This is a genomic window from Marinilactibacillus sp. XAAS-LB27 (assembly GCF_036039175.1).
Classification (GTDB): Bacteria; Bacillota; Bacilli; order Lactobacillales; family Carnobacteriaceae_A; genus Marinilactibacillus.
Window position 1 is genome coordinate 1 of sequence record NZ_JAYXKP010000013.1, and the last position, 19,891, is coordinate 19,891.

Below are 19,891 nucleotides of genomic sequence, written 5' to 3' on the forward strand. Positions count from 1 at the left end.
CCGAACACAGCCGTTAAGCTTCCCAGCGCCGAGGATAGTGAGGGGGTTCCCCTTGTGAAAGCAGGACGTTGCCGTGCAAGGCTTTTTTTTCTTTAAAGGAGGTTTAGCTCAGTTGGGAGAGCATCTGCCTTACAAGCAGAGGGTCAGCGGTTCGAGCCCGTTAACCTCCATATTTTTTTAGAGCCGTTAGCTCAGTCGGTAGAGCATCTGACTTTTAATCAGAGGGTCGCAGGTTCGAACCCTGCACGGCTCATCTCAATAGATGTGATACAAATAGATTAGTTAAAGCCAATGTATAATGCAATGGCTTTTTTTGTCTATTCTATTTGCTAATACTTTACTGAGGAAAGAGTTGCTANCTCAATAGATGTGATACAAATAGATTAGTTAAAGCCAATGTATAATGCAATGGCTTTTTTTGTCTATTCTATTTGCTAATACTTTACTGAGGAAAGAGTTGCTATGTGATGATTCTGTCCAAGAGGAATAGCAGTGATGACAAGAGTTCTTGCTCTTTTAAATTTCACATAACACTGGTATAATATGTTTAGTCAAAGTTAGTCAAAGAAAGAAATTGGTTTGAAAAGGAGGATATTGAAACGAGGTTTAACGATCACTATAGCTATTGGTGAAAGGTAACAATCGTTTTGATAATGATTCAACATGGAAAATCAAAACATGTCAGATATTATAGAAGCTTATTTGAAAAAAGTTTTGAAGCAGCAAGAAAAAGTTGAAATCAGACGTAGTGAAATCGCACAATTGTTTGATTGCGTTCCTTCTCAAATAAATTATGTAATCAATACAAGATTCACTATCCAGCAAGGCTATCTCGTTGAAAGCAAACGCGGAGGTGGCGGATACATTCGGATTATCAAAGTTCGTTTACTTGATGAATCTGATTTAATGGATACGATGATCGAAATTATTGGGAAGAGTATCTCTGAAAGAGATGCACAATCAATTGTACAAACATTATACGAGGATGATATTATATCCAAAAGAGAAGCTAAGCTAATGCTAGTAGCTGTTGACAAAACATTGTATACTGGAGATCGAATAATTGATAATCAGATTAGAGCTAATTTATTGAAAAGTATGATCGCAAATTTAAAGTATGAAGAGCCAAGAGAATAGAAGGGCGGATTAAATTTTATGAATGAGTTATTTACAGATAAGGCCAAAAAAGCCTTGTTGATTGCACAAGAGGAAGCGAAGGGATTCCGCCACCGTACTGTAGGAACTGAACACATCCTATTGGGCTTGGTAATGGAAACTGAAGGAATCGCTGGAAAAACGTTAAGACAATTATCTCTTTCAGAAGAAGAAGTAAAAGAAGAAATTGAACATTTTACAAGTTATGGGCCGGGTAAGGCGTTACCTTCCAGTGCGGTATTACCGTACTCTCCTCGAGCGCGTCAAGTTATTAAATATGCTACTGATGAAGCCAGAAGAATGCAACGTCCACAAGTTGGAACAGAACATCTACTTCTAGGACTTCTAAGAGATGATGATATTCTTTCTTCTAAAATCATGAATAATTTGGATATCAATTTATCTAAAACAAGACAAATGGTATTGAAAAAACTAGGTGTTCAAGAAAACAAGGGAAGAAATGGATTTAAAGGTCGAAGACCAGCAAAAGGTCCGAAATCTGTAGATGGAACACCTACTCTAGATTCTTTAGCCCGTAATTTAACTCAGGCAGCAAGAGAAGACCGACTGGATCCAATCATCGGAAGAAACAAAGAAGTTCGTAGAATCATTCAGATCTTGAGTAGACGTACAAAAAATAACCCTGTACTAGTAGGTGATCCTGGTGTCGGTAAAACGGCAATCGCTGAAGGTCTTGCACAAAAAATCGTTGCAGGAGAAGTGCCACCTGTATTGAGAAACAAACGATTGATGACACTAGATATGGGTTCTCTTGTAGCGGGAACGAAATATCGTGGAGAATTTGAAGAACGCATGAAAAAAATCATTGATGAGATTTATGAAGATGGAGAAGTCATCTTATTTATTGATGAATTGCATACGTTAATAGGAGCTGGTGGTGCTGAAGGGGCAATAGATGCATCTAATATCCTAAAACCGGCATTAGCTAGAGGCGAGTTGCAAACGATTGGTGCAACGACTCTTGATGAGTACCAAAAGCATATTGAGAAAGATGCTGCACTTGAACGCCGTTTTGCATCTGTGCAAGTTGATCCACCGTCAGAAATTGAAGCAGAAGAGATTCTAATGGGATTGAGAGAACGTTATGAGGAACACCATGGTGTATCGATAAAAGATGATGCAGTGCATGCGGCTGTACATTTCTCAACACGGTATATCACTTCAAGACAATTACCTGATAAAGCAATTGACTTGATGGATGAATCAGCTTCCAAAGTCCGTATAGATGCTAGTGATCAACCAACAACAATGTCTAAAGCAAACCAAAAGTTGGACGATCTGACTAGAATGAAAGAAGAAGCGATTCAAGATCAGAACTTTGAAAGAGCGGCACAAATTCGAGAAAAAGAAATGAAACAACGTAAGCGTATTGAAACGCTTGTTCAGAATGAACAGACTTCAGATGAAGATCAACTTGAAGTAACAGCTAAAGACATTGCAGAAGTTGTTTCTCAATGGACAGGTATTCCTATCCAACAAATGGAGCAAAAAGAATCTGATCGATTGCTCAACCTGGAAAAAGTACTACATGAACGCGTTGTAGGACAAGAACCAGCGGTAATCGCAGTATCCAAAGCAATCAGACGTGCAAGAAGTGGATTGAAAGATCCGAATAGACCAATTGGTTCGTTTATGTTCTTAGGACCTACAGGAGTCGGTAAGACTGAACTGGCAAAATCTTTAGCTGAGGCTATGTTTGGTAGTGAAGATTCTCTGATTCGAGTAGATATGTCAGAATATATGGAAAAATACAGCACAAGTAGACTAGTAGGATCTCCTCCTGGCTATGTAGGATATGATGAGGGTGGACAATTGACTGAGAAAATTCGTCAGAAGCCATATTCTGTTATTTTACTGGACGAAGTGGAAAAAGCTCACCCAGATGTATTTAATATCTTACTACAAGTACTGGATGATGGTTTACTGACTGACGGAAAAGGTCGTCAGGTCGATTTCAAAAATACAATCATTATTATGACTTCCAACCTTGGCGCTACAGCGTTGAGAGACGAGAAATCAGTAGGTTTCGGAGCTGTTGACAAACGATTCGATCATACAGCGATGGAAAAGAAAATCCGCGAAGAGTTAAAGAATGCTTTCCGTCCAGAATTCTTGAACCGAGTAGATGATACAATCGTATTCGAATCACTTAAAAAAGAAGAACTACGTGAAATTGTGAAATTGCTTACGCAAAGCATTGTTAAAAGAATGGATGAACTGGGCATCGCTCTTAAGATCACTTCATCAGCAATGGATGTTATTGCTAAAGAAGGATTTGATCCAGAGTATGGTGCTAGACCTTTACGTAGAGCTATTCAGTCTAAGATTGAAGACAAACTAAGTGAAGAATTACTTTCTGGAAACATTGTTTCAGGCGACAAATTGACGATTGGCGCATCAAAAGGTGAAATCACACTAAAAATTAAAAATCAATCCAACGACAAAGAACAGACAGAAGCGATTACAGTTAAAAATCAGTAAGTTGAATGAGACCAGCTATCTTTATAGCTGGTCTTTTTTAAAACAAAAAAGTAACAAGCCCTATTATTTGTTTGCTTTAATTGATGATGATATAGTTCTTTGTGTACAATACTATCATAAAAGGAGATGTTTATTTTTATGTTCATGCACAGTAAAAAATTACAATATCCTGCAAAACCAGACCGTCCGGATCCAATTATGGCAAGAAGACTCCAAGAGATTCTCGGTGGACAATGGGGCGAAATGTCCGTTATGAATATGTACTTGTTCCAAGGCTGGAATGCACGTGGAAATGAAAAATATAAAGACTTATTATTAGACACAGCAACAGAAGAAATTGGACACGTTGAAATGATTGCAACAATGATTTCACACCTTCTTGAAGGTGCACCACTTTCTGCAAAAGAAGAAGCTGTTAAAGATCCTGCAACGGCTGCGATTATGGGTGGAATGAATCCACAGCACGCTATTGTATCTGGACTTGGAGCAGCTCCAAGAGACTCCAACGGTAATCCATGGACTTCTAATTATATTATTTCCAGTGGAAACCTTTTAGCAGATATGAGAATGAACGTAACAGCTGAATCACAAGGTAGATTACAAGTTGCGAGACTTTATGAAATGACAGATGACAAAGGAATCAAAGATATGCTAGGTTTCCTACTTGCTCGTGATACACAACACCAACTTCAATGGATTGAAGCCATCAAAGAACTTGAAGGAAAAGAAGGTATTGTTGTACCTGGACAAGTTCCTGAAAGTTATGAAGTTAGTGATGTTTCACATATTCTTTACAACTTCTCAGAAGGTGAAGATAGCAAGAAAGTAGTCGACGGTAAAAAAGCCTTAGATGGAAAAGAATTTAAGTATGGCGAAAAACCAGAAGCAATGGGAGAAAAACCAATGCTGAAACCTGTAAGTAAAGACGTATACAATACACCACCAAGTGACTTACTTTAATGAGTTTAAATGCATATCTTTAGTGAAATAAAAAGATTTCTGTTATCCTATAAGTAACAGTTCGAGAAAGGATGACAAATTTTATGAAAAATATGGATAATTCAAACAAGGGTATCTTCTTAGGAATCGGCCTTGCCGTTTTAGTAGGGGTTGCAGCATTTGTATTTTCTTCTGATGATGCAATGGAAAAAACACAATCTGTTGTAAACCGCAAGAAAGCAAAACATATGTTGAAAAACAAAATGCATGGTGGGAAAAAATCTTCTAAAGTTGTAGATAAGTTATCAGACAAAGAAATCAATAGCTTGATGGGAACAGTTAGTAAAGTTAAAGATATTGAAAACAGCTTATCTGACGTTTCATCTGACTTCAAAGATTTTTTCAACGATAAAGTTAAAGATGCAAAAAAAGCGATAAAATAAAATAGTAGACCGTACAGTTATATTTCAGCTGTACGGTCTTTTTATATGAAGTACATAGTTAAAGAGTTAATAAGTAACAAAGCGCTAACTCATCGATTTGTTTTAAAGCTAGACCAGTTGATTCGTGGAATCGTTCGATTCTATACTGAAGCGTATTTCTGTGAACGAAAAGCGACTTAGCTGCCATACTGACATTACCTTGATTTTCCCATAAAGCACGAATCAATTCTTTAGCATCTTCTATGAGATCGATTTTTTCTTTTAAGACCTCGATGAGATGACTTTTACTAAGGGCACTCTCCGTAAAGTAATGAAGGGATACATCTGTCAACGAACCCACACGTCCATTAAAATGAGGGACTTCTTTTTGAAAAATTGTACGCTCTTCTTGAAAAAGCTGACGAAGGTCCAGTGTAGGGTCCCAATATTGACCCACATAACAAATTGTTTTTAACGAAAAATCGTCTTCCAGAGTTTGTAAGGTACCTTCAATTTCATCATTATCTAAAAAAGCTGCTTCAACAGGCTGTATGATTGTGTATAAATCGTCTGACCAGAAGAAACTATCAATCAGCGGTTCAAATAGAGTCTTGGCAGACTCAGACCATAAAGTAGGATCAAATTGCCTATCTTTCTTTTCAAGTTTAAGTTGAATCATTCTAACTTTACCGGTAGTTTTAGGAATGATTTTTCGCTTACCAATCAAATATTCATACCAATGGGAAGTTTGATGTTGAGTGAAGGAAGACTCCTGATTCTGGTAAAACATCGTCAATAAATCGATTTCATTTTGCGAAAGTGCAGATTTAGGTATTTGAATCCATTTGTTTTTATAAGGTAAGGATAGTAAGGTTTGTTTAATCGTTGCGGTATCCACTAATGTAGCATTAGGATAAATGATTTTTAAATTTGAAAACTTCACAATGGGTCCTCCAGATGATGATGTGATTAAATTCATTTTAACACTGTTCAGAAGAATAAGAAACTACGGTATAATGTAGAAAAGGTATAGGAGATAGTCAATGGATCAGTATGAAAAAGAACGATGGATGCAGGAAGCAATTGCTGAAGCAAGGAAAGCTGAAGCCATTGGAGAAGTTCCAATTGGTGCAGTGGTCGTTCACAACGGAGAAATAATCGGTAGAGGCCATAATTTGAGAGAAACCTCACGGAATGCTACGACCCATGCAGAAATGATTGCGATACAAGAAGCCAATCAATATCTGAATAACTGGAGATTGGAGAATTGTCAACTGTTTGTAACACTAGAGCCGTGTGCTATGTGTAGTGGCGCGGTTTTACTTTCCAGGATAGGGGAAGTCTATTACGGACCGGGAGATCTTAAAGGCGGGACGGCAGGTACTTTAATGAATTTGCTGGATGATTCTAGAATGAATCATAGAGCAATTGTTGAAAGAGGTATTCTTGAAGAAGAATGCAAAGCGCTGCTAACGAACTTTTTCAAATCTTTAAGAGAAAAGAAAAAAAGATTGAAACAAGCACGTATTGAGCTAGAAGCACAAGAAGTTGAACACCTAGGTACAGAAAAAGACTCTCCTTAGTAAGGAAAGTCTTTTTTGCTATTTAGACATCTGATCATTTTTTGCAACCATCTCATCAACAGAGCTAATAATAGACGACGAAAATTCTGATTGTAAAAGAGATAATATGCCATCTACTGTGATGCCACCTGGGGAAGAAACCTGATCAATCAGTGTCCACGGTGTATCGTCAGATTCTAAAACAGTTTTTCCACTACCTAATACAGCCTGAGCAGCAATCATTGTAGCCTTGTCTTTTGGAAGTCCGTATTTTACAGCAGCGCGAGCTAAGGTATCTATAAACATAAAAACTAATGCTGGAGAGCTTCCGGCGATTGCAATAAAAGCACCTAACTGAGATTCAGGTAAAACAACAACTTCTCCTACTGCTGAAAAAATATTCTTTGTTTGTTCAAGTTGATCACCAGTTAAATCGCTTTGTTCAATAATAGCAGTGATACCTTCTCCTACTTGAGCATTTAAATTCGGCATTGTTCGAACAAATGCTGCCCCACTTAAAAGGTCGTTTAGTTGCGCGTTTGTGATACCAGCAACTACTGAAATAACGAATGGATTTTTCTGCTGATCAATTTCATTCAACACGTCTTCTACTTGATAAGGTTTTACAGCTAAGATAATCAATTCTGACTGATCCCAGACGTTTTGGTTGTCAGAGTAACCTTTTATATTAAAACGGTCTTCCAGTTGTTTTCTTTTGGATTCCGTTTTATTAGAAAATAAAAGGTCTTCTGGTTTTGCTAAGTGGTTTTTGAGTAGTCCGGTAGCGATAGCTTGTGCCATATTTCCGAATCCGATAAATCCTATTTTCATATTCAACCCTTCTTTCCTACATAGTAGTTAAAGTATAGCATATCAGATATCACGGAAAGTAGAAGTGAAAACAAAAGAAAATATAGATTAAATTAATTTAATGATTATGGTTGACTTATCTGATAGTACCCTTTATGATTGTCATAATATAAAAAGAGAGGAGATGAACAGAAATGAATTTTAAAAATGTAAAATCACTTAAAGCTTTTTCTGGTTCATCTATTCTCTTATTAGTCAGCCCATAAAAAGGATTCTATTGTCATAATAGAGTCCTATTTCGTATTTTGAATGGGCTCGCGGTAAAGTGCACAATCGCCGGCCTATTTAAAACATAGGCTGGCTTTTTTATATAAAATTAAGGATAAGTAAAAAAAGAGAGGGGATAGGTCAAATGAAACAGTATATAAAAAACAACGTGTTGAAGGTATCATCGGGAGTTGCGAATGCCATTTTTGTAACAATAGGAATCGGCTTTTTATTTGGAACGTTAGGAGATATGTTTAATTTACCTATCCTAGTAACTATAGGAAGCTTCACACGTGTGCTTCTTGCACCGGCTTTGGGTGCAGGGATCGCCTTCAATATGCAAGCTAACAGTTTGACGCTATTTTCGGCAATGGCTGCTTCAACCATTGGTGGTGGAGCGCTGACAGCTACAGATGCCGGGTTCACGATTGTAGGAGGAGATCCAATCGGTGCATTGATTGCCGGGGTCATTGCAACTTGGATCGGTAAAAAACTAACAGGCACTTCCCCACTAGATATGATGTCTATACCGACGTTGTCTCTACTCGGTGGAGGTATAGCGGGAATGGGGCTAGCTCAGGTCATCCAACCAATATTGCTGGCCGTTAGTGAAACCGTGTCAGGGGCAGTAGCTGGGAGTCCGGTAATCGGTTCGTCTGTGATGGCTGTCTTATTCGGTCTATTCCTTATGTCACCACTATCTTCAGCAGCCTTGTCCATAGCACTGGCACTTAGCCCGATGGCGAGTGGAGCGATGCTGATTGGAACGACTGCACAATACTTCGTGTTCTCGATTCTTTCAATGAAAGAGAACAACTTGGGCGGTTATATTGCTCAGGGGTTGTGTACACCAAAGGTACAATTACCAAATATCATTAAGAATCCTAAGATACTGATTGGACCAACGATTGCTTCTGCTATATGTGGGCCTATTGCAACAGTACTTTTTGGATTTGAAACGATTCCTGAAATGGGTGGTGTTGGGTTTGCAGCCGGTGTAGCACCACTTTGGGTAATCAACAATTCAGGTCTGCAAGTATTTGGTGTATACTTGTTATGCGGAGCAATTCTGCCTATCGTTATTACGCTGTTTGTGAATAAACTATTGTATTCTGCATCAGCTATAAAGGTTGGGGATATGGCGTTAGAAGTCAGTTAAGGTTCATTAAATTTATTAAAGAATAGGGGAAACAAGTTCATGACAGACGTATTAAGACCAGAAACGATTAAATGGGAAGAGTTGGGATTCTCATATATCAAGACAGATTATCGATTTATCTCTCACTACAAAGAAGGTGCATGGGATGATGGAGCATTAACACAAGACAATCAACTTCACATCTCTGAAGGATCGACAGCACTTCATTATGGGCAGCAATGCTTTGAGGGGTTAAAAGCATACCGAACAGCTGATGGATCGATTCAATTATTCCGCCCATACGAAAATGCTAAGCGGATGAAGATGAGTTGCGAGCGACTACTCATGCCAGTTTTTCCAGAAGACAAATTTGTAGAGGCTGTTAAAAAAGTCGTTAAAGCAAATGAAGCTTGGGTTCCTCCATATGGTACAGGTAGTTCTCTTTATATTCGTCCTTTCATCATTGGTACAGGAGATAATATTGGTGTTAAACCTGCAGATGAATATATCTTTTCTGCATTTGTTATGCCGGTTGGCCCTTATTTTAAAGGTGGATTGAAACCAACGAATTTCTTAGTAACAGATTATGATCGTGCTGCACCAAAAGGAACAGGGTCAGCCAAAGTCGGAGGGAATTATGCTGGTAGCTTACTCCCAGGAAAAGAAGCAAAAGAACGTAGCTTCAGTGATGCCGTTTATCTAGATCCTGAGACACATACTAAAATAGAAGAAGTAGGCGCAGCAAACTTTTTCGGAGTTACAAAAGATGATTTGTTTATTACACCGAAATCTTCTTCTATTTTACCGAGTATCACAAAATATTCTTTGCTTTGGCTAGCGGAGAACCGTCTGAAAATGAAAGTCTCTGAAGGAGACGTTTACGTTGATCAACTTGATCAGTTCAAAGAAGCCGGAGCTTGTGGAACAGCAGCAGTCATTGCACCAATCGGCGGCTTGCAGATTAAAGATAACTTCCATGTATTTTATTCAGAAACAGAAGTAGGACCAGTAACAAAACGTCTGTATAATGAACTAGTGGGAATTCAAACAGGAGATATAGAAGCACCTGAAGGCTGGATAGAAAAGGTATCGTAGTAAAGATTAGAAAAGGCTTGGTCCATCTGGATCAGGTCTTTTTTAATAATGAGTATTGAAGTTTTTAACCAGATCAGAAATCGTTTTATCAAGAAAGTATGACTTTTTTATGAAATTTCATCCTCTAGACGGATGCATTAAGAAAGAAACAATAGTACAATGAATTCAGAGTCCAGTAAACAATGCTGGATAATCATACATAAAAACAAGAAAGGAAGAATAAAATGCTAGAAGTTCATAATCTTCGAAAGACCTTCGGAGACGTAACAGCCGTTGATGATATCGGATTCAAAATCGATAAAGGCGAAATCATGGGACTGATTGGTCAAAACGGAGCGGGAAAAACAACAACGTTCCGTATGATATTAGATCTACTCACTCCAGACCAAGGAGAAGTTTTATGGAAAGGCCAAGCACTGACAAACCGCGTTTTCAATCAGATCGGATACTTACCAGAAGAGAGAGGACTATATTCCAAAGTATCAATAGAAAATCAGATTTTATACTTTGCACAGTTAAGAGGAAAGTCAAAAAAAGAAATCAAGCCATTGATTGACGTATGGTTGAAAAAGTTTGAAGTGAAGGGTAAGAAAGGCGATAAAGTCAAAACGCTATCCAAAGGGAATCAACAAAAAGTTCAATTGATTACAACCTTGATTCACCAGCCGGAACTGATCATTTTAGATGAGCCGTTTAGTGGTTTGGATCCTGTCAATGCTGATTTACTTGAAGAAGGAATCAAAGAAGCACAGAAAAATGGTGCAAGTATCATTTTCTCTAGTCATAATATGAACAACGTTGAAGAGTTGTGCGATAGTCTGATTATGCTTAAAGATGGTAAGCAAATACTAGAAGGTTCTATTAAAGAAATCAGAGAAACCTTCGGAAGAACGAAATTATTCCTTGAATCGCCCCTTACACTTGAAGAATTACACCAATTTAAAGGTGTGGAAAGTGCACGTATCAATAAAGATGAAATCATAGAAGTGAAATTAAATCATACAGAAGATGGAAAAGCCATCTTTGATGCAGCAACAAAGAATGGTTATATTACAACCTTTAGCCAACAGCCACCAACACTAGAAGAAATTTTTAAACAGATGGCAGGTGAAAAACATGAATAAATTCTGGATTATCACAAAAGAAGTATACAAGAAAAATGTCAAATCTTTCGGATTCCTAATCATGGTCTTGTCTCCACTAATTGTTGCTGGAATTGCTATTGCGATTGGGTATTTCACATCACAAGAAGCGGAAAACGCTGAAGCACCAACCATTGCGGTCATATCTGAAAGTCCAGGCATCCAAGAAATGCTGAGTCAGGAAGGTAGCCCGTTTGATGTTCAAACAGACATTACCACTCAAGAAGCGGCTGAAGAGGCATTGGTGGATGAATCGTTAGATGGGTACTTAACTGTAGATGAGAGCGCAGGTTCAATTCAAGCCAGACTTTCACATGCAGATTCATTAACCGATTATGTTCCCTTATTGAATGAACAACTAGCAACTTATCAAGCGATGTTAAGAGCGAGTGAGCTGGGCTTATCACAAGAAGAAGTGATGTCCTTATCTGAACCGGTAGAAGTAGAAGAATCTATCATTACGGTTGAAGATGGTATGCTGACGACTGAAGAAACAAATGATACGTTTGTGCAGGAATTTGGTGCGTACTTTGTTTCTATTGGAATCTTTATTTTCATTATGACGTATGCTTCTATTATTGCTGAAGAAGTTGCCAATGAAAAAGGTACACGTATTATGGAAGTCATATTATCCAGTGCGACTGCAGGTAACCATTTCTTCGGTAAGCTAGCAGGTGTCATTCTAGTCATTCTGACTCAAATTACTGTATATGTTGTAGTTGGAGTTATTGGATATTTCTTTGCAAAAGATATTGCATTTGTACAAGAGATTATCCAATCGATTGATATTTGGGATGTCATTCAGCAATTGTTAGGTTACACAATCATCTTCTTTATTACAGGTGTACTAATGTATGTCATTCTGGCCGCTTTCTTTGGGTCTTTAGCATCCAAAATGGAAGATGTGAACAAAGCTGTTACACCAATTGTTATGATTGCGTTAGCTGGATTCTACGTAGGAATGTTTGCGTTTATCTCTCCAGAAAATATTTTGCCAGTTGTATTCTCTTATATTCCGCTGTTTACACCTTTCGTAATGCCTTTTAGAATTGCTTCTGAAACGGTTGGAACAGTAGAAGCATGGATTTCGATTGTGGGTACAGTAGCCTTTACAATAGTATTAACGGCTGTATCCTTAGCATTCTACCGCGCTAATGTATTGATTTATTCGGATTCAGGCATCATAGGAACAATGAAGCGTTCTTACGCCGTGATGAAGAGTAACCGAAAAGCTAAAAAAATGAATAAACGTTAAACTAAAAAGAAGCGATCCGCTATCACATAATAAGCGGGTTGCTTCTTTTCGTTTAGGATATATTTATACAGTAGTAGATTCAGAAGATTTTTGATGCTGTTCTAAAAAGCTCATGACTTTTTTGTATACAGCAATTTCGTTTTCTTTTTTAGCAAATCCATGTCCCTCATTTTCTAAAACAAGGTACGTAATATCTCTTTTCTTTTCTTTAAGTTTTTCTACGATTTGATCCGATTCTTCTTTTACCACTCTAGGATCTTTTGCACCTTGAACCACTAACATAGGTTTGGTCATGGTCTCCAAGTAAGTAATAGGGGAATCTTCTATAAATTTTGCTCTGTCTTTCACTGGATCTCCAAGCCATAAGGACATAATAGGTTTCCAGTGAGCTGGAACAGACTCATAAAAAGAAAATAAATTAGAAGGGCCGAACAAATCAACCACTGCTTGGAAATATTCTGGATGACGTCCGTGGAGCAATAAACTCATATAGCCACCATAACTACCACCCACTAAAAACAGAGAATCTCTGGTAGCAATTTTTTGGTCAAATAGCCATTCAATGGCTGCAACGTTGTCTAGACGCGGAGCGTTGCCCCAGTCTTGTTCAACTAGCGTTGCAAAAGTCTTCCCATATCCCGTGCTTCCACGGAAGTTTGGTGCGAAAAGGGAGTAGCCATTATAAAGTAATGCTTGAAAGAGAGATCGGAAACTTTGTCTTTCTGCAGCTTGAGGTCCACCGTGAGGCCAAAATATCGTATAACCATTTGCTTTTTCCTCTTCTGCTTTAAAAAGTAGAGCTTCTATTTCCAGTCCATCAAACGTTGGAAACGTAACGGTCTCTGGTTGAACCATTTCAGTCGATTCAATTCCTAATACTCGATTTTCAGTTAAAGACTCCCAGTGAGTACCATCTACTGAACGAAATAGATTAACTGGCATAACAGGACTAGATCCTGAAAGGTAAATCGTACCATTCTTAGCGATTTTGATTTCGTTAATGACATGAATAGGAGCAACTAGCTCTTCCAGGTCTTGAGTAGACGGATCGAATCTATAAAGATTATCTGTTACACCTGAAGTCGTCATCAATACAAAAGTCTCCGATTCTTTATGCCAGACAGCTTCCGAGATACTTTCATTTTTAAAAGAAAGAACAGTTTCGCTTTCTTTTGTCTCAATATCAAAACGAACGAGATGACACTGTTCATTCATATAATCTGTAGTAAAGTATACCTTGCGATCCTCTATAATGGTTGTGTTGTTAATCGTATAGGGTGTTTCAGGATTTTCAGGGAGTAAAGGAACGATCTCTTCACCCGCTTTAAGATAAGCAAATTGACTCGTATTTGAATAGGTTTTGGTAAAGACAAACAACTCTTCATCTTTCGAAACGGCCGTCAAGTAAGTTGGTGCTGCTTGCCCTTTTTCAATCAACGTGTCTTGGCCTGTCTCTAAATCTCGAACATAGGTAGAAAGGAAATTTGGGTTTTCTTTTGAAGTTGTATAATACAGTCGAGTACCGTCTTCTGAAAGTTCAGCAAAATAAAATTTATCAGAAGGATCTCCTGTAACAAGTGGTTCTGGATATCCGCCCTGACTCGGAAGTACATAAATTTGAGTATTTTCGTCCCCGTCTCTATCAAACCCTGCCAAAACGTAAGAGTGATCTGGACTGATTTGAACAAAGGAAATCGATTCATCAAATTTGGAGAACAAGTAAGGAGACGTGCTTTCTTTTAAATCGATTGCCCAGAGGTTCGGATCTCCGGAAATATCTGTCATATAAATGAGTTTCGTTTCATCATCTGCGACTGTGAAAGTGCCGATACGATTGGTATGAAAAAACTGTTCAAATTGTGCCTTTTTAAGATTCATCTTTTTCCCTCCTCAGGGTGGTTTAAGGTATGTATCAATAAATTTAGCTTACCATATTCTAATGATTATAAACAGAGAATATCCTATATTAAAAGTAATATTAAAAATAAAGGTGAAACTATTCCATTTTATATGATAAAATGATTAAAAAAATCAAGGAGTGAAAATAATGGCACAACTAGATACAATTTACATAAAACATCATACAATTGAAACGGACCGTCTTTTGTTACGTCCAGTAAATTTAAATGATGCAAAAGACATGTATGAATACGCATCTGATGAACAAACGGTCTTTTACGTTTTCAAACAAATTCACCAGTCTGTTGAAGATACAGAAGATAATATCGTGGCCCATTTCTTAAAGAATCCAATTGGGAAATATGGGATAGAAGTAAAAGAAACAGGGAAAATGATTGGAACAATTGATTTGAGAGTACAAGAAAAGCTTTTTCAAGCAGAAATAGGCTATATTATGAACAAGACTTATCATGGTAAAGGTTATATGACGGAAGCTGGTGAGGCTTTAATTAAATTGGGCTTTGAAACATTAGGTCTCGAAAGAATCTATGCACTACATGATGAGCGAAATGCAGTTTCTGGTAAGGTGATGCAGCGACTAGGCATGATAAAAGAAGGTACTTTGAGACATGCGCGTAAAGATCACGAAGGAACCTATGTAAATGACGTCTATTATTCTATTTTGAAAAAAGAGTATCAAGCAAATCAAAGTGTTTGATGAAAAAAGAAGACTGAACAAGGCATGCATATTGGTGGAATAAAATGAAAGTAAAGATAATCCTGGTCTTGGATAACTAAACTGAGGTACAAACTATCTTTTTAATTGAGATTATAAGGAATATGATTTGAAACTCTGTTTTCATTAAGATTATACTAAAGCGAGAAGCAAGATAATCGAATGAATTCGAACGATTTCAAGGGGGAAAGTATGCATGCAAGAGATTAGACCATTTCCAAAAGAAGAAGGCCTTGAGAACGGGTTGAGTGTATTGCGCGAAGGGTACCTTTACATCCCAAACCGATTGAAAATTTACCAGTCTGATGCAGTCAAAACACGTTTACTTGGACAAGAAGCGATTTTATTAGGCGGAGAAGAAGCAGCTGAATTATTTTATGATGAAGACAAGTTCAAAAGAGAAGGTGCAGCACCGGAACCCGCAGTAGCTACCCTACTTGGGAAAGGCGGCGTGCAACAATTGGATGATGAAGCACATCGCCACCGTAAAAAGTTGTTTCTAGACTTAATGTCCAAGGAACGAATTGAAATATGGGCGAAGCTTGTCGAGAAACAATTATATACCGCTACAAAAGAGTGGATTACTCGAGACTCTATCAACTTCTATGAAGAAAGTCAAAAAGTTTTAACAAAAGCAGCTTGCGAATGGTGCGGGGTACCACTAAAAGACAAAGAAGTAGACAAACGTACAAAACAACTGATCAGTATGATCGAATCACCTGTTGCTGTCAGTAAAAGACATATTGAAGGTCGTATTGGCAGAAAACAGGGAGAAAAATGGATTGCTGGAGTGATCGAACAAGTCAGAAGTGGCACATTGCATCCTGGTGAAGAAACAGCTCTTTATCGAGTTGCTTGGCACGAGGATCTAGCTGGAGAACAACTGGATCTTAAAACAGCTGCGGTTGAATTGTTGAATGTGATTAGACCATCTGTTGCTATAGCGCTATACTTCGCCTTTACAGCACTAACACTACAGCAATTTCCAGAAGAAAAAACAAAGTTAAATGGAGATAATCCTTATTATCTGCACATGTTTATCCAAGAAATTAGACGTTATTATCCGTTCTTTCCTTTCAACGGAGCAATTACTCGTAAAGATTTCGTATGGAACGGATATCAGTTTAAAAAAGATACGTTAGCAATATTTGACTTCTATGGGACAAATCATGATCCAAGAATCTGGGAAAATCCCGATCGATTCAAACCGGAGCGATTCAGTGACTGGCACCAGAGCCCTACAGATCAAATTCAGTTCAAGTTGTTGGCACAAGGTGGCGGCAGCTATGCAGCGGGACACCGATGTCCTGGGGAATGGAACACAGTTCGGGCTATGGAGATTGTCACAGATTTCTTAGTCAACAAAATTGACTATACTTTGCCAGAACAAGACAATGGATTCAGTCTGGTCAATATGCCAACCACTCCTAAAAGCGGCATGATTTTCGAAAGTATCCAGCTCAAAGGTTAAGAATCTTTAAAATTGCACTGGATATCTTGTTCTTTCTATAGTATACTTATAAGTGCCGAGAGGCCACATGACAATGGCGGGTGTATGAACCGTGTCAGGTCCGGAAGGAAGCAGCACTAAGTGCAGTCCTCCATGTGTTATGTGATACATAGTTATGAACAATGGATAGTTGTGCATATGAGAAAAGAGATGTCCCTTTTATTAGGGCATCTTTTTTCTGTTTCTGAAGCCTTAAGTAGAAACAATGATTTCAAAATAAATCAAAATTTAGGTTTCATTCACTTGTATTTCGCTTATAATAAAAGAGGAAAGTCATACGGTGCAACTGTAAATAGGTTCAGAAATCAGTAGATTCAGGATAAAGAAAAGAGGCGAAATATGAGTTATCAAGCACTATATCGTGTCTGGAGACCCCAGCGCTTTGAAGATATAGCCGGACAGCAGGCCATTACAAGAACGCTGAGAAATGCCTTAGTTCAAGATAAGACGAGCCATGCCTATCTGTTTACGGGTCCTCGTGGAACAGGTAAGACGAGTGCTGCTAAGATTTTCTCCAAAGCAATCAACTGTCCGCACGCTCAAGATGGTGAGCCTTGTAATACATGCGAAATTTGTGAGTCGATTACGAAGGGGAAACTCGGGGACGTTATCGAAATTGATGCGGCGAGTAATAATGGCGTAGAAGAAATCAGAGATATTAGAGATAAAGCGAATTATGCACCCACGCAAGCTGAATATAAAGTGTATATCATAGATGAGGTTCACATGCTGTCTATGGGTGCCTTTAATGCTTTACTGAAGACTTTAGAGGAACCACCTGCAAATGTGATCTTTATCCTAGCAACGACGGAACCACATAAAATTCCGTTAACGATTATTTCTAGAACACAACGCTTTGATTTTAGAAGGATTTCTCCTCAGGATATCGTTGAACGAATGCGGTATATCTTGACTGAGAAAGGTATTGGCTATGAAGAAGATGCTTTGATTACAATCTCAAAGGCAGCTGAAGGTGGGATGCGAGATGCACTTAGTATCCTTGACCAGGCATTATCTTTTTCAGATGGCGAGTTGAAAACAGAAGATGCCATGCGCATCACTGGAAGCATCACGCAAGAACTACTGATAGACTATATTCGAGCTTTACACGATCGTGAGACCGAAAAAGGATTAAATATTTTGCATGAACTGATTGCAGAAGGAAAAGATCCTTCCCGGTTTGTGGAGGATATGATTTTATTCAGTAGGGATATTCTTCTGTATCATACAGCTCAGTCAGATACGTTACTTAAAATGGCAAAAGTGGATGACGCTTTCGAAACACTGGTATCCGAATTATCTCCGGAATTACTATATGATGTCATCCAAGTCTTTAACGGAACGCAACAAGAAATGCGGTTGTCCAATCATGCAGAAGTTTATTTGGAAGTCGCTACTGTTCGCCTGACTCAAACCAAAAAGAGTGTACAAGCGGAATCTATGCCCATTCAAAGTCAACCGTCAGCCGGGCAAGCAGAGGAAGTTGCTTCGCTTATGAAGCAAGTCGCTGAAATGCAAAAAATGATGCAAATGATGAGTTCAGGTGAAGGTGCAGTCAAACAAGCAGCACCTAAAGCTAAGCGACCTGCCAAAAGTGGAGCAGTCTTTAAGGTTAATAGACCATCCGTTTACAATATTTTGGAAAAAGCAACAAAACAGGATTTGGTTCAGTTGAAAGATGTTTGGCCGGATTTGATGAATTTCTTGGAAACCAGCCAAAAGGCTATCATGAATACATCTACTCCAGTCGCTGCAAGTGCTCGAGGGTTGGTCGTAACCTTTGATTATGATATTCTATGTGAGAGAGCCACAAACGACAAACTTCTGATCCAAACAGTTGGAGACTATCTTGAAAAAGTGATCGGTCATAGAGCTGAAATGGTTAGCGTACCTGCTGAGCAGTGGCCAACGGTTCGTCAAGATTTTATCAAGCAAATGAAAGCTGAGGAAGTGTCAGAAGAACCAGAACCATCTGGAGATACTCCAAAAGACACTAAAGAAGAACCGGAAGACATTGTTTCCGAGGCAGTCAAGTTTTTTGGAGAAGATCTAGTTAGGGTTGAAGAGTAAAAAAAATGAATGGATAAAAGAGAGGAAGAAACAATATGCGCGGTGGAATGGGAAATATGCAAGGTATGATGAAAAAAATGCAGAAGATGCAAAAAGAAATGGCAACTGCTCAAGAATCATTAAATGAAACAACTTTTACAGGAACAGCGAATGATGATTTAGTAACCGTTACGTTTACAGGAGATAAGAAACTGACAAATGTTTCGATCAAAGAAGAGATTGTAGATCCAGAAGATGTTGAAATCATTGAAGATCTTGTATTACTTGCTGTAAATGATGCATTAGAGAAAGTGGATATTGAGACAGAACGCGTTATGGGCAAATACACAAAAGGAATGGGTATGCCAGGACTATAATCTAACTGGACAGCCTGATTGACCTTTGGAGTCACCAGCTTTTATTAAGAGAACTTTCTAGAAAGGAACCGGTCATGCATTATCCAGAACCGATCTCAAAATTAATGGAAAGCTATATGAAATTGCCAGGAATTGGGGAGAAAACTGCTGCCCGCCTGGCTTTTTATACAGTTAACATGAATGAAGACGATGTAACAAAATTTGCTAGATCACTAATCAGTGTGAAACGTGATCTACATTACTGCTCAATCTGTGGCAATATGACAGAACAAGATCCTTGTGAAATCTGTCAAGACAAAACCAGAGACCGATCACTGATTCTGGTGGTCGAACATCCTAAAGATGTGATCTCTATGGAAAAAATGCAGGAATTCAAAGGGCTGTACCACGTCTTGCAAGGTGTCTTATCACCTATAGAAGGAACAGGTCCAGAAGACATTAATATACCTGATTTAATCAAAAGACTTCAAAGTGAAGAAGTTAAAGAAGTGATCATCGCTACCAATGCGACAGCAGAAGGTGAAGCAACAGCGATGTATCTTTCAAGATTGATTAAACCTTCAGGTATTAGTGTGACACGTCTTGCACATGGTCTGTCTGTAGGAAGCGATATAGAGTATGCTGATGAAGTGACCCTGCTGAAAGCAGTCGAAGGCCGTAGAGAGATGTAGGAGAAGAATCAATGGGACTATTTAAAAGGAAATCCAAATTAAAAAACCAGTATGATGATTGGCTATTGTCTCTCATGAATAGACAAAAAAAAGCTTGGGAAGATTCTAAAGTTATGGAAGAAATCATAGTGGAAGAGCATCCAAGGCTTAAAGCCGAGCGGAAATTGGCTCAAGCAAAATACTTCTACCTTTTCAAAGAAGCAAAAGTGAGACAACTCAAAGGGAAATAAAGAATTTTAAAAGTAGACAATACAGATGAATCAGTAAAAGCTTAGAAATAAGACTTTTCTGTTCAGTCCGTAGTGTCTGCTTTTTTATTTGGTTCTATGTCAAATGGCGTTGGTGAAGAATAAAGCTAGAAA

General features: G+C 38.3%; 18 protein-coding genes, 2 tRNA genes and 1 other RNA gene. 18 read left to right on the forward strand and 3 right to left on the reverse strand.

Translation table 11 applies throughout. The features are described 5' to 3' along the window. The first annotated feature begins 97 nt into the window (after positions 1 to 97). The 6 genes from VXN63_RS11845 to VXN63_RS11870 all read left to right on the forward strand — a co-directional run bounded on the left by VXN63_RS11845 (position 98) and on the right by VXN63_RS11870 (position 5,039). Positions 98 to 170, forward strand: a tRNA-Val gene (locus VXN63_RS11845). Positions 171 to 180: 10 nt separating this feature from the next. Then, a tRNA-Lys gene (locus tag VXN63_RS11850) sits at positions 181 to 253 on the forward strand. 410 nt (positions 254 to 663) lie between these two features. Further along, complete coding sequence (locus VXN63_RS11855; RefSeq protein ID WP_225744599.1) at positions 664 to 1,137, forward strand: CtsR family transcriptional regulator; 474 nt, start codon at positions 664 to 666, stop codon at positions 1,135 to 1,137. 18 nt (positions 1,138 to 1,155) lie between these two features. Then, complete coding sequence (locus VXN63_RS11860; RefSeq protein WP_327758273.1) at positions 1,156 to 3,657, forward strand: ATP-dependent Clp protease ATP-binding subunit; 2,502 nt, start codon at positions 1,156 to 1,158, stop codon at positions 3,655 to 3,657. A gap of 138 nt (positions 3,658 to 3,795) precedes the next feature. Further along, positions 3,796 to 4,617 carry a manganese catalase family protein gene (locus VXN63_RS11865; protein ID WP_327758274.1) on the forward strand — a complete coding sequence of 274 codons (822 nt, stop codon included), beginning with the start codon at positions 3,796 to 3,798 and terminating at the stop codon, positions 4,615 to 4,617. Positions 4,618 to 4,700: 83 nt separating this feature from the next. Then, positions 4,701 to 5,039, forward strand: coding sequence for a hypothetical protein (locus VXN63_RS11870; RefSeq protein ID WP_327758275.1), 339 nt, complete (start codon positions 4,701 to 4,703; stop codon positions 5,037 to 5,039). 58 nt (positions 5,040 to 5,097) lie between these two features. Here the strand turns inward: VXN63_RS11870 and VXN63_RS11875 are convergent, their stop codons facing one another. Beyond that, positions 5,098 to 5,961, reverse strand: a complete 864-nt coding sequence (locus tag VXN63_RS11875; protein ID WP_327758276.1) for a helix-turn-helix domain-containing protein — start codon at positions 5,959 to 5,961, stop codon at positions 5,098 to 5,100. A gap of 100 nt (positions 5,962 to 6,061) precedes the next feature. Here VXN63_RS11875 and tadA point away from each other — a divergent pair, with 100 nt between their 5' ends. Further along, positions 6,062 to 6,601 (forward strand): tRNA adenosine(34) deaminase TadA, encoded by a 540-nt coding sequence (gene tadA / locus VXN63_RS11880; protein ID WP_327758277.1) that lies wholly within the window; start codon positions 6,062 to 6,064, stop codon positions 6,599 to 6,601. A gap of 18 nt (positions 6,602 to 6,619) precedes the next feature. On the opposite strand, the gene proC is transcribed toward tadA, so the two are convergent. Then, on the reverse strand, positions 6,620 to 7,411 hold the full coding sequence (gene proC, locus VXN63_RS11885) for a pyrroline-5-carboxylate reductase (protein WP_327758278.1): 792 nt from the start codon (positions 7,409 to 7,411) through the stop codon (positions 6,620 to 6,622). A gap of 391 nt (positions 7,412 to 7,802) precedes the next feature. Here proC and VXN63_RS11890 point away from each other — a divergent pair, with 391 nt between their 5' ends. The 4 genes from VXN63_RS11890 (at position 7,803) to VXN63_RS11905 (ending at position 12,287) form a co-directional block, all read left to right on the forward strand. After that, positions 7,803 to 8,816: a PTS transporter subunit IIC gene (locus VXN63_RS11890; RefSeq protein WP_225744592.1), complete on the forward strand. Its 1,014-nt coding sequence runs from the start codon at positions 7,803 to 7,805 to the stop codon at positions 8,814 to 8,816. Between the two features lie 39 nt (positions 8,817 to 8,855). Continuing rightward, complete coding sequence (locus VXN63_RS11895; RefSeq protein WP_327758279.1) at positions 8,856 to 9,890, forward strand: branched-chain amino acid aminotransferase; 1,035 nt, start codon at positions 8,856 to 8,858, stop codon at positions 9,888 to 9,890. Positions 9,891 to 10,114: 224 nt separating this feature from the next. Continuing rightward, a complete protein-coding gene (locus tag VXN63_RS11900) occupies positions 10,115 to 11,014 on the forward strand; it encodes an ABC transporter ATP-binding protein (protein ID WP_327758280.1) in 900 nt (299 codons plus the stop codon). Next, positions 11,007 to 12,287 (forward strand): ABC transporter permease, encoded by a 1,281-nt coding sequence (locus tag VXN63_RS11905; RefSeq protein WP_327758281.1) that lies wholly within the window; start codon positions 11,007 to 11,009, stop codon positions 12,285 to 12,287. Before VXN63_RS11900 ends, VXN63_RS11905 begins: the two co-directional genes overlap by 8 nt. A gap of 63 nt (positions 12,288 to 12,350) precedes the next feature. Here VXN63_RS11905 and VXN63_RS11910 read toward each other — a convergent pair whose 3' ends face one another. Then, on the reverse strand, positions 12,351 to 14,165 hold the full coding sequence (locus tag VXN63_RS11910) for a S9 family peptidase (RefSeq protein WP_327758282.1): 1,815 nt from the start codon (positions 14,163 to 14,165) through the stop codon (positions 12,351 to 12,353). 169 nt (positions 14,166 to 14,334) lie between these two features. On the opposite strand from VXN63_RS11910, the gene VXN63_RS11915 reads away from it, so the two are divergent. The 7 genes from VXN63_RS11915 (at position 14,335) to VXN63_RS11945 (ending at position 19,759) form a co-directional block, all read left to right on the forward strand. Next, positions 14,335 to 14,904 carry a GNAT family N-acetyltransferase gene (locus VXN63_RS11915; RefSeq protein ID WP_327758283.1) on the forward strand — a complete coding sequence of 190 codons (570 nt, stop codon included), beginning with the start codon at positions 14,335 to 14,337 and terminating at the stop codon, positions 14,902 to 14,904. Positions 14,905 to 15,118: 214 nt separating this feature from the next. After that, positions 15,119 to 16,393, forward strand: coding sequence for a cytochrome P450 (locus VXN63_RS11920; RefSeq protein WP_327758284.1), 1,275 nt, complete (start codon positions 15,119 to 15,121; stop codon positions 16,391 to 16,393). A gap of 57 nt (positions 16,394 to 16,450) precedes the next feature. Continuing rightward, positions 16,451 to 16,549, forward strand: an RNA gene (gene ffs, locus VXN63_RS11925) — signal recognition particle sRNA small type. Positions 16,550 to 16,771: 222 nt separating this feature from the next. Next, on the forward strand, positions 16,772 to 18,502 hold the full coding sequence (gene dnaX / locus VXN63_RS11930; protein WP_327758285.1) for a DNA polymerase III subunit gamma/tau: 1,731 nt from the start codon (positions 16,772 to 16,774) through the stop codon (positions 18,500 to 18,502). Between the two features lie 35 nt (positions 18,503 to 18,537). Then, a complete protein-coding gene (locus VXN63_RS11935) occupies positions 18,538 to 18,858 on the forward strand; it encodes a YbaB/EbfC family nucleoid-associated protein (RefSeq protein ID WP_327758286.1) in 321 nt (106 codons plus the stop codon). Between the two features lie 74 nt (positions 18,859 to 18,932). Next, positions 18,933 to 19,529 carry a recombination mediator RecR gene (gene recR, locus VXN63_RS11940; RefSeq protein ID WP_327758287.1) on the forward strand — a complete coding sequence of 199 codons (597 nt, stop codon included), beginning with the start codon at positions 18,933 to 18,935 and terminating at the stop codon, positions 19,527 to 19,529. An 11-nt stretch (positions 19,530 to 19,540) separates the two neighbouring features. Next, positions 19,541 to 19,759 (forward strand): YaaL family protein, encoded by a 219-nt coding sequence (locus VXN63_RS11945; protein ID WP_327758288.1) that lies wholly within the window; start codon positions 19,541 to 19,543, stop codon positions 19,757 to 19,759. Positions 19,760 to 19,891: the final 132 nt, after the last annotated feature.